At 44.2% G+C, this 11,215-nt stretch carries 9 protein-coding genes; all 9 read right to left on the bottom strand.

All coding sequences use genetic code 11. The annotated features are described in order from the left end of the window. Window positions 1-160: 160 nt before the first annotated feature. Window positions 161-1,219 carry a butyrate kinase gene (gene buk / locus M3204_RS20075; RefSeq protein WP_251486856.1) on the bottom strand — a complete coding sequence of 353 codons (1,059 nt, stop codon included), beginning with the start codon at window positions 1,217-1,219 and terminating at the stop codon, window positions 161-163. An 18-nt stretch (window positions 1,220-1,237) separates the two neighbouring features. After that, window positions 1,238-2,158 carry a phosphate acyltransferase gene (locus M3204_RS20070; RefSeq protein ID WP_251486854.1) on the bottom strand — a complete coding sequence of 307 codons (921 nt, stop codon included), beginning with the start codon at window positions 2,156-2,158 and terminating at the stop codon, window positions 1,238-1,240. Between the two features lie 19 nt (window positions 2,159-2,177). Further along, a complete protein-coding gene (locus M3204_RS20065) occupies window positions 2,178-3,248 on the bottom strand; it encodes a Glu/Leu/Phe/Val family dehydrogenase (protein ID WP_251486875.1) in 1,071 nt (356 codons plus the stop codon). Window positions 3,249-3,750: 502 nt separating this feature from the next. Then, window positions 3,751-4,875, bottom strand: a complete 1,125-nt coding sequence (locus M3204_RS20060; protein ID WP_251486852.1) for an NADH-dependent flavin oxidoreductase — start codon at window positions 4,873-4,875, stop codon at window positions 3,751-3,753. A 130-nt stretch (window positions 4,876-5,005) separates the two neighbouring features. Then, window positions 5,006-5,155 carry a DUF1259 domain-containing protein gene (locus tag M3204_RS23915; protein ID WP_353056058.1) on the bottom strand — a complete coding sequence of 50 codons (150 nt, stop codon included), beginning with the start codon at window positions 5,153-5,155 and terminating at the stop codon, window positions 5,006-5,008. Window positions 5,156-5,181: 26 nt separating this feature from the next. Then, on the bottom strand, window positions 5,182-5,463 hold the full coding sequence (locus M3204_RS20055; RefSeq protein ID WP_251486849.1) for a DUF1259 domain-containing protein: 282 nt from the start codon (window positions 5,461-5,463) through the stop codon (window positions 5,182-5,184). Window positions 5,464-5,967: 504 nt separating this feature from the next. Further along, window positions 5,968-8,208: a sensor domain-containing protein gene (locus tag M3204_RS20050; RefSeq protein ID WP_251486847.1), complete on the bottom strand. Its 2,241-nt coding sequence runs from the start codon at window positions 8,206-8,208 to the stop codon at window positions 5,968-5,970. Window positions 8,209-8,340: 132 nt separating this feature from the next. Beyond that, entirely contained in the window at window positions 8,341-9,645 is a 1,305-nt protein-coding gene (locus M3204_RS20045; RefSeq protein ID WP_251486845.1) for a DUF2254 domain-containing protein, read from the bottom strand. Between the two features lie 431 nt (window positions 9,646-10,076). Continuing rightward, window positions 10,077-11,156, bottom strand: coding sequence for a lipocalin family protein (locus M3204_RS20040; RefSeq protein ID WP_251486843.1), 1,080 nt, complete (start codon window positions 11,154-11,156; stop codon window positions 10,077-10,079). Window positions 11,157-11,215 lie beyond the last annotated feature (59 nt).

The raw sequence follows: 11,215 nt of genomic DNA, 5'->3' as shown, positions 1-11,215 counted from the left end.
TTCCAATGCCTTTATAATCTTAATTTTATCTTGGAGTGAAAAGGCCCTTTTTGACATAATAAAAACTCCCCTTTAAGTAAACAGATTTTATTTTTTAATCTGTCTACCTAAAGGGGAGCATATCAGTGTGCTGTAAAAACACATGGATCAGGCACTTTTTTTAATAGATTTTTGCTTCTTCCTCACCTGTTAACACTCTAAATGCTCCGGCAGCCAGTGCTTCCATTTCCGCTTCTCCCGGAACGACAAAAACTTCTCCCAGGAAACGGATTTTCTCGCGGATCCAGCCAACAATCCTATCAGAATGGGCGATGCCGCCTGTAAGGATGATTCCGTCAATCCGCCCCTCAAGAACAGTAGCCATTGCCCCGATTTCTTTGCCAATCTGATGGATCATTGCTTTTAAAGTAAGTTCTGCTTCTGTGTCCCCATCCAATGCCCGTTTCTCAACTTCGATGACACTCTTAGTGCCGAGATAGGAGAAGATCCCACCCTGCTTCGTGATCCGCTGTATAAGTTCCTTTTCCGTGTATTTCCCTGAATAGCAAAGATGGACGAGCTGTTTTGCCGGAAGCCCGCCTGCACGCTCTGGAGAAAAGGGACCTTCGTTTTCAGCATTGTTGACATCCACAATCCTTCCTCCCTGCAGCGCGGCTACAGAAATGCCCCCGCCAAGATGGGCGATGACGAAGTTTGCTTCAGGCATATTCCTTCCGATCTGAATAGCAATTTTACGGGAAACCGCCTTGATATTCAGCGCGTGGACATGGCTTTTCCTTTCAATATCAACTAATCCGGATATCCTCGCTTCATCCATCAGTTCATCCACACCAACAGGGTCGACGATATAGGCTGGAATATTGTGTTCTGCTCCTATTTCAGCAGAAAGAATCGGACCTAAATTTGAGGCATGATTGCCATATTTCCCAGAACGGGCATCCTCCAGTATTGATTCGCCCACTATATATGTTCCGCTGCTCAGCGGCTTCAGCATTCCTCCGCGCCCAACTACTGCGTCTAGGATTGTGAGTGGGAACCCTCGCTCAAGTAGGACTGCTTTGATAGTTTCCATCCGAAATGCCAGCTGGTCTGCAACGTCCGCAAATTTCATGATCTCCTCATCGCTGTGCCGGACTGTCTCTTCAAAAAGCAATTTGTTTTTTTCATATACTGCTAGCTTCGTGGAGGTTGATCCTGGGTTAATGGCTAAAATTTTCATTGAAACTCTCCTTACCCTTCACACGCCGATTGTAGTATTGGATGCAGCAACAACTGCCAAAGCGATCGAAGCCAGCTTTGCGTCTGACGAATCCGACCTGGAATTCAACACAAGCGGCACTTTTGCGCCAAGCACGATTCCCGCCATCGTTCCCTTGGCAAAATACGTGATGGCTTTGCCTAGGAAGTTTCCTGCCTCGATTGTTGGTACAATGAGTAAGTCTGCTGCCCCATTCAACTCGCTATCCAATCCTTTATGCAGCAGTGATTCCCTGCTGATTGCAAGATCGAGGGGGAGCGGCCCTTCGATCAGCAGCGGCTGGCTGGCTTCTTTTTTTATCACCATTGCAAGGTCGTCTGCTTCAACGGTCACAGGCATTTTATCACTCACTCGTTCATTTGCAGCTAAAATGGCTGCCCGAGGGCAGTCCACCCCTATTTGAACAAGGAACTCTACTGCATTCATGATGATTTGTTTTTTTTGCTCAAAATCTGGAGATATATTGATGCCGCCATCCGTCATACTGACAAGCTGCTCTGCTCCAGGAATATCAAAGACGGAAAGATGGCTGATTACACGGCCAGTTTTCAAATTGAGATCCTTATGCAGCACACCCTTTAGGAATGGCGTGCTATTCACAAAGCCTTTCATGATTGCCTGGACTTGCCCTTCACTTGCCAATTTTGCTGCAAATAAAGCATTGTCGTTTTCCGTATAAGCTGGATAAACCGGGTATTTCTCCACAGAAAAGTCGAGTTTCCTTGCCAGTTCAAAGATTTTTTGAGGCTCACCGACAAGATATGGCTCGATGATTCCCAGCTCCACAGCTGCCTTTACTGCTTCAAGGACATCCAGGTCATGTGCGGCAGCTACGCTCATTTTTACAGGCGGCCTTTTCTGCGCCTCTTCGATGACTTCCTTGAAACTTTTGAATCTCATTGATTCACCCCCTGTAAAATCAGCCTGTATACTTACTCTGGATCCGGCCGATTTTTTCAATCTTCTCCTCTACTAATATATTTGCTGCCTTATATGTTGGAATATCATGAGTTTTGGAGATTTTGTAGATTTTTTCTAAAATCTCATAAATCATGCTCGCATTCTTAAATGCACGCTCTTTGCTGAACTCATGCAGTTCGTCTGCTACCTGGATCAAGCCCCCCGCATTTGCTACATAATCCGGTGCATACAAGATGCCTTTTTGATGCAGAACATCTCCATGGCGCTCCTCAGCAAGCACATTGTTCGCCGCCCCAGCAACTGCTAAGCATCTCAGCTTTGTAATCGTGATGTCATTGATGACGGCACCAAGTGCATTGGGCGAAAAAATGTCGCACTCTACACTGTAAATATCAAGAGGCTTAACTGTTTTTATATCCGGGAATTGCTGCAGCACTTCTTCTACATTCTCTTCAAAAATATCGGTGACAGTCAATTTCGCTCCTTCTTCATATAGATGGCCAACGAGTAACCTGCCAACCTTGCCCAGACCCTGGACAGCAATCCGCAAATCCCTCAGCGAATCTCTGCCGAATATTTCTTTTGCTGTCGCTTTAATCGCTCTCCATACCCCATACGCGGTAATCACTGCAGAATTTCCGCTGCCGCCATATTCCTCGGGCAGCCCAACAAGGTAGGATGTCTGCTTGGAAGCGGAGACAAAATCCATCCCGACCGTGCCCACATCAGTGCCCGTATAAAAGCGTCCCTTTAGAGTTTCGATGAATGAGCCAAATGCCTGAAAAAGTTCATCTGATTTTTCTGACTTAGGGTCCCCAATAATAACCGCCTTGCCGCCCCCATATGTCACTCCTGAAACCCCGCACTTATAGGTCATCCCTTTAGAGAGACGCAGCACATCCCGCAGTGCTTCATCAGTCGATTCGTAATCCCACATCCGGCATCCCCCGAGCGCCGGACCAAGCGTCGTATCATGAATCGCGACAATCGATTTCAAACCAGTGGCCTTGTCATAATTAAAAATCACCTGTTCATGGCCATGGTTCTTCATTTCCTCAAAAATATCCAGAACCATTCTCTGTTCTTCCGTAAGCAACACAAACATCCCCTCCCGATAAAGGACCTGGCAAAGCTGCTTCAAGCTACTGGAGGTTTCCAGATCAGCACATAAATGTAAGCCCTTACATAAATTCATTATAAAGTCTTTCTTTGATGCTTACGGTGATATATCTTACACTTCTGTGGCATTCCAACTGGAAAAAATCGTTTTAAATTTCCAGTTCGCCAATAAAATTTTGTTTTCGCCAATAAAGTAAGGAGTTTCGCCAATAAAATTAGTTTTTCGCCAATAACAAAGAGTTTTTCGCCAATAAAAATTTTTTACATAAATATATATACTGATATTTCCAAATCAGGCTAGTTTTTCTCCAGTAAATTTGTTGATATCGCCAAATCTAGCTAGTTTTTTTCGGTATTAGATATATCGATATCGCAAAAAATAGCTATTTTTTCGCCAATAAATCACTAAAAGGAAAAACCAAAGCATGAGCTGCTTTGGTTTCAACATTTTTCTATTGTACTCCCGGGAACCAGCCTGGCGTATTAACGATTGCCTGCCATAATGGATCGGGAACAACGAGGCGTGCCTGTGCGCCGAGATCCAATTTTGTTTCGATTTCATCTTCCCGGCCTGTTTCGACTTTTTCGACCCAGTCAGGATCGATAATCAGTTCGCGGCCCAATGCCAACAATGGTACTCCCGTTTCGAAGGCTTTAACGACATCCTCTGCGCTATAAAGGGAGCCGACGCCGACCACAGGTACTTTGGTGCCGACACGCTCATGGATGATTTCCATCCTTGAACGGTCATCTTCAATGCCTCTCCTTGGTTTGGACCAGAAATCTGTCACGGAAACATGTAAATAATCCAGATCCTTGGCAGACAGGGCGTCAATCAGCTGTAAAGTGTCAGCCATCGTGATGCCTGGCGTCTCCGGTTCCTCAGGCGAGAACCTGTAACCAACGATAAAAGGCTCCTTTGCATGCTGAGCTGTCACTCTTTTTACCTCATCTACAATTGCAAGCGGAAAAGCCATTCTTTTTTCCACTGTTCCTCCCCACTTGTCATCCCGGCGATTGGAATGCGGGGAAAAGAATTGCTGGATTAAATAACCGTTGGCACCGTGGATTTCAACGCCGTTAAATCCAGCTTCAATCGCTCTGCGGGTCGTTTCGCCAAATGCAGAGATAATGGATTCAATTTCTTCTCCGCTTAAAGCACGCGGAGCTTGGGCATTGCCTCGCTCTGATGGAACATCACTCGCGCTGACGATTTCCCCATTTGGTACAAGATCGGGTGGACACTCCCGACCGCCATGAAAGATCTGCAGCACGGCTTTGGCCCCCTGCTCTTTAATCGTCGAAGCCAACTTTCGCAAGCTTGGAATCATCTCGTCTGTATCTGCGCCAAACTCACCTTTAAACCCTTTTCCATCGCGAGTCACGTATGTACACGCAGTAACCACCATGCTTACACCTTTTGAACGGCGAGCATAATATTTCACCTCAGCGTCCGAAACAGTTCCATCCTCATTCGATGAAAAGTTCGTCATCGGCGCCATCACAAGTCGATTCTTCAAGCTGATCCCATTCGGAAAAGTAAAGGAATCAAAGAGTGGTTTATATTTCTGGTTCATCTCCATCTGCCTCCTTCTTTAACATACGAAAGTGTAATAGCCTAATCTGTCTTCAGTTAAACATCCTGATTATTATTTGTATCCTGTGAGAAAAAAAGCAGGGGAAAGAAAAAAAACTGCAGATTTCCCCTTATTTGCTCGTTTGGTCAATCGCTGCCTTGATTGTTTTTGCCTGCTGTGCCATGTTTCCAATGCCTTGAAAATGGACATACATGATTCTCGGTTCTTCAAGGAGCATATGGTTATGCAGAGCCGAAATTCCAACTTCCCTTTTCGTAATTCATCCAGCACCGGGTTCACTTCTTCCTAAAGCAAGGCAAGCTCTCCCATGACTGCAGTTTGCCCGTCCACTTTTTCAAAACCGAAATGGAATACAAGCTCCACCGTTTCAGGGGACATCTTTTTCCCCATATGCGTCAGTTCAATATTTTTCCGAACAATTTCCACCTTGCAGACGCCATTGTCCACTTCGACATCCGCATTTAATATTCCCTTCAGCTTTTTGCATTCAGCCTCCCCCTGGGCATGGGCGGCCAAAGGTAAAATGACCGCAAGAACCACAGCGATGGCCATGATAGATTTCTTCATTTTAGGCACTCCTTTTTTAGTCTTATCATCCCTGAATCCTGTTTCGTTATGCAGACGAAAAGCGAAAAAAAGCTCTATCGGACAAAACGACGACGTGGTGCTCGAATAATGTCCGATAGGTCGGCTCTATCGGACAAAACGTGGACGTGATGCTCGGAAAATGGCCCATAGGAAGGCTCTATCGGACAAAGCAACAACGTAATGCTCGAATAATGTCCGATAGGTCGGCTCTATCGGACAAAACGTGGACGTGATGCTCGGAAAATGGCCCATAGGAAGGCTCTATCGGACAAAGCGACAACGTAATGCTCGAATAATGTCCGATAGGTCGGCTCTATCGGACAAAACGTGGACGTGATGCTCGGAAAATGGCCCATAGGAAGGCTCTATCGGACAAAGCAACAACGTAATGCTCGGAAATTGTCCGATAAGCCGGCCATAGCGCACTTGAAATGAAAATCGACCATCTAATTTAACACAGCCAAAAATAAAAAAAGCATTCCGCTATCGCAGAATGCCTTTATGTTCGCTATTATTCAACAATAAATTTTCCATTGCTTCCAATGGCAGCGGCCTGCTGAAATGATAGCCCTGACCAATCATGCAGCCATTAGCCATTAAGAATGCTACTTGTTCCTGTTCCTCAACGCCTTCAGCGATGACATCGAATTGCAGATTGTGCCCCATATCGATGATTGTTTTGACCATTGCCCCTTGATTGGCGTGATGGATGATGTCATCGACAAAGGACTTATCAATTTTAATTTTATCGATAGGCAAGTGCTTAAGTAAGCTTAAGGAAGAGTATCCTGTTCCAAAATCATCAATTGCCAACGTGACCCCAAGTTCCTTTAACTGGGTCAGCGTCATAGCCGTCTTCTCGCTGTTCTGCATGACGCTTTCCGTAATTTCAAGGTCCAGGTAGCGTGGATCCAACCGTGTATCTGCAAGAATTTGTTTAACCGTATCGACAAACCGGTCCTCCTGAAGCTGGCGCACCGATATATTAACGGAAATTGGAATCGGACTGCATCCCTTGTCCTGCCAGGCTTTGTTCTGTGCAGATGCTTTCTCCAAGACCCATTTTCCAAGCGGAACAATCAATCCGGTCTCTTCAGCTAGCGAAATGAATTCACCTGGAGAAATGATTCCTTTTTCAGGATGCTGCCAGCGTACGAGCGCCTCCACGCCGATTATTTTCCCGGTCTCTAAATTCACCTGTGGCTGGTAATGCAGCATGAGCTGACCTTGCTCCAATGCTTTCCTTAAGCCATTTTCCAGCTCCATTTTACGCGAAGAAAGGCCGTGCAGCTGATCTGTGTAAAACTGATAATTGTTCTTACCTCGTTCTTTAGCTAAATACATCGCTGTGTCAGCATGCTTGATCAGCGTTTCCTCATCCTGTCCATCGTATGGTGCCATACTGATTCCGATACTAGGTGTGACAAAGAACTCCTGGCTTTCGACCACAATTCCATCCGAAAACTCGCCAAGAATTCTTTCCGCCACTTCAATCACTTCTTCCTTACTAAGGCCCTTGAGCAGAATGATGAATTCATCGCCGCCCTGGCGCGAAACAAGACCCGTATCCCGGACTGCATTTTTCAGCCTGCTGGCTACGACCTTTAATAACAGGTCGCCCACACGATGGCCCTTCGTATCATTAATGATCTTGAAGCGGTCAAGGTCCAGGAATAATACCGCAAGCTCCTGGTCACCGTTCTTCAAGGCTGCATTCAGGTGCTTCCTGACCATGTTCCTGTTCGGAAGACCAGTGAGCACATCATAGTAAGCCATATATTTAATCGTTTTTTCAGCCTTCTTCCGCTGAGTCAAGTCGCGGCCGACAATCTGCTCTGCCATCCTGCCCTCGTATAAAATCGGCATTGCGGACATTTCGACATCGATTTCTTTTCCGTCTACCTGGGACGCCTTGAATTCAAACCAAAGTTTCTCTTCGAAATTTTCATCGATTGTCAGTTCCCGGTTTTTAATATGTGCTAGTACTTCAGCTGGAATCAAATCAGCAATTGGTTTCCCAATCAGGTCGTTCGGATTTTCCGCTTTAAAAAGCTTGCATCCTGCTTCATTGATATAATCCAGTTTGCCCCTGCTGTATACAGCAATCAAATCAGGGGACATTTCCACGAGGCTGCGGTAACGTCCTTCACTCTCCTGCCGGTTAGTAATATCAAATAACACACTGGTAAAATCGACAAAGTTACCGTTATCATCCAAGACCGGTATTCCCCTGTCCTGGATCCAGCGCACCTCGCCATTCGGACGGATAATCCGATAGACACTTGTGACCGCCTCTCCTCGCGACAATCCCGTTTCCCTTTCAGCTAAAACATGATGGTCCTCAGGATGGATCACCTTTTTCCATAGAGTATTATCTTTATAAAATTCTTCCGAGGAATATCCATATAATTTCTCTATTCCCGATGTAATCAACAACGTATTCGTCTTCAAGTCATGGGACCAGATTGCTACATCCAATGTATCAAAGATACTTTTAAGCCGCTTCTTGTTATCCTGCAATTCGTCAGCCGTGTTCTTCATCCCTCTGAATAAACCGATCACAAAAACCATAAAGATTAAAGTCACACTTATATCAATTAGATAGCTATTTACTTCTTTTATAGAAAAATAAAACGAAGTGACCCAATCGATTAACTCAGCGAATAAAATAAAAATAATTATTAATATAACATTGTTCTTATAAATTTTGCCGTCACTGCCCATTAAACAGTTTCCCCCATGTGCCAAGCTGTGGATAAATTTCCAAACTATGTATTATAAACATAACAAAAAACACAGGAATGGCACAATGAGATTATTACAAATGACCTAACAATTTGAATAATATTGGTTTTTTTATAAAGATTTGCCTAGAAGTGTCGAAAGTTCACTCTTTTTTTCATTCAAATAGAGTTTATCGAGTTCTTTTAATTCCTCTGAATTGAACTTCTCCAGGCTGTAGATAAAAATTTCCCATACGATATTTTTTACAGTTTCATCCGCATTTTTTCCAATTAATAAAAATGACTCAATTAGGGCAATCAGGATTGAAAAGTCTTGTTTTCCATAATGGACGATTTGATAGAACGATAAGTACACAATATCCTTTGTTCTCTTTTGCATCCTGATGACCCGTGGCTCCATATTTCTATCATAGTAAGCGATGTATCGCCCATTTGCCCTGATGCGACTTAAATGCGCCAGTGCCATTCCAAGATGCAATACACAATTTTTAGCTGTATTGGGATCATTGATTGCTGGGGAAATCGCCCTCAGTGCCACCTCAACAATTTTCTGGAGTGCAAATTCTGGATCGTGGTATGAAGAACGCTCTTTACCAAGCCTTAAAAATTGGTTGAGAACGTCTTCGATATCCTCCTCAAGCTCGTTGTTGTGATGGACTCTAAAAGCGATGCTTTCTGCTGTTAAAAATTCACCAATCTGGAAGTTTGCTTCAATCCCCAAATTCCTTTCTGCGGCATAGGCAGTCAGGCTTTCATAATCGAGGAGCTGAACATAACCAAACTCCTTGCATTTAACATCCCTGATCAGCTGGTATGAGAAACCTGCGTCTTTCCTGTCATCAATCACTTTCAGGAATTCACTTTCCAGCGCACCTTCCTGGCGCCTAATTGATTTTAAGGCACCGTCTGTAATATCACGGATCAGTTTACTAACCTGGATTGAAGTTGCAACATTATGTATGAAATACGCAAAAAATGCAAGACAGATAAAAGCAATAAGCACCCCGAACGTTGCCGCTATGACTTGACTTTCATACCAGGACTCACTCATGAACAAAAGGGATAAGATTGAATAGACAAATCCCCCCATGAAGATTCCGAGCACTCTCATTGTGACAGGATCTTCGACAAAATTATTCAGTGTCCTTGGAGAGAATTGTGAAGAATACGTAGTTAACACGACCATGATCGTTGAAAAAGTTATTGTCGTCATCGTTAATAAAGCCGCAGAGATAGAGCCTAGAATTGTCTGTGCCAAATCAACATTCGTCATTAAAAATTTAGGTACAATTCCTTCAGCCATTTGATTATGGTCGATGTATATGACAAGCAGTGCCAATAAAAAAGCGAAGATACTATATATTCCTGGCAGCAGCCAGATGCTTTCCCTAATTCTTAATACCATTTTCTTGAACAAACTTCCCAGCCCCTTTGCTGCCAACTCTCTTCTCTTATTTAGACCAAATGGAGCATATTTAATCCTTTTTTGAATGTTATTACTATAAACTTGCTGCTTTCCATGCTTCAACCGTTACTATTCCGCCGATGCTTTGGCTTTTTGTTTTAATAGTAATCATGATAACATGCCGGATAAGAAAATCTGCATCCTGTCATAATACCCTTTCCCCCTGGACCAAAAAGCGCAAGCGCCTTGTTCAGCCCCGACAAGCGCTGGAGGGCCGACCATTGAAGTCGTTCTTTGACTTCATTGGGCGGACCGAAGCGACTCGAGGGGCTAGGCGCTGGAGCTGGATTAAGAATACTACATGTAGTTATCCACAACTAAATAATTTTATAATTTCCAAAAGAACAAAAAACCTTGCCGGCAAGCAGCAAGGTTACATCCACTTATTTTGCATACCCTACTAGTTCCATAAATCCTTTTCCTTCTAAAGACTTGCCTTTACCATTCGCATGCATTTCCTTGCCGGTTACTTTGCACGTCCCCTCCCAAATCGCCTGGATTGGACCGATAATCAGCATCTCCTGATTAGGGAAAGTCGCCTCGACATGAAGGTCCATTCCAAATTCGGGTATAGAAATCTGCCATTCTACCGGATACCTGGCATTTGTTCTTAAACTCTTCCAAGATTTTATTTTTTGAAAGGATACCCCACGAGTGAATCGGATGCTCCCGTCCTTTTCGATAATATTTGCCATGGAGGAATCCGGTTTGCCTGAGGTCATTTCATTTAGAAGCAGCTCGCGTCCATCATTAAGCTGGAGCCCGAACCAATTCCAGCCTGATCCTTTAGCCAATGAGTAGTCGCGGCCCCATTGGTGGTCAAACCAGCCTTTTCCACTCACATATTCCGTTCCCCCGTCGGTCTTGATTGTCCCATTAACAATATTACGGGTAGTAGAATAATAATATAAATCATCCGGTTTTCCGTCTCCGCCAATAAGCACAGCAGGCTTGGCAGGAGTAAACTCCAGCTGCACCTCGGAGTTTTTCTCTTTTAAAATAACATCAAAAGCTGATTCGTCTTCCCCTTTGAATTTAAGCCAGTGATTCCCATATACCAGTTCTGTCGGGTGTTCTTTGAGTCTCGCTTTTTTCAAATGTGTATGGGGCTGTGGGATATCACCTTTCAACAACGTTTTATACAGCCTCCACATTCTAGAATCTGTCGGGTGAAGCAGCAAATAGAATGGGAGATAAAGAGTCAGCATCCCAAGCTTTACTTTTGAATCAATACTGGAAAAATTGAAACGTTTCTTTCTCTTAAGGTCGATGACTGTATGGATAATATAATGGCCTTTGCCGACCTCAAGCTCACCTACACGGAAAAAGGAAGCCATCACAGCATACTTGCCGCCTTGATCCCCGTTAAGGTAAGCAAAAAAATACCACCATTCAATGTTGGAATCATTATGCGGACCCGCATCCTTCGGCAGCGAAATCTTCGTTAATCGTTCATCATTCATCCCGGCACACACCTTCTGTTTTTTAGTAAGGTATGCATGAAGGGCGGAATGAGGGACAA

The organism is Mesobacillus subterraneus (assembly GCF_023715485.1).
GTDB classification, from domain to species: Bacteria; Bacillota; Bacilli; order Bacillales; family Cytobacillaceae; genus Mesobacillus; species Mesobacillus subterraneus_B.
The sequence above is the reverse complement of the archived record's forward strand: the minus strand, read 5'-3'. Positions and strand labels throughout refer to the sequence as shown.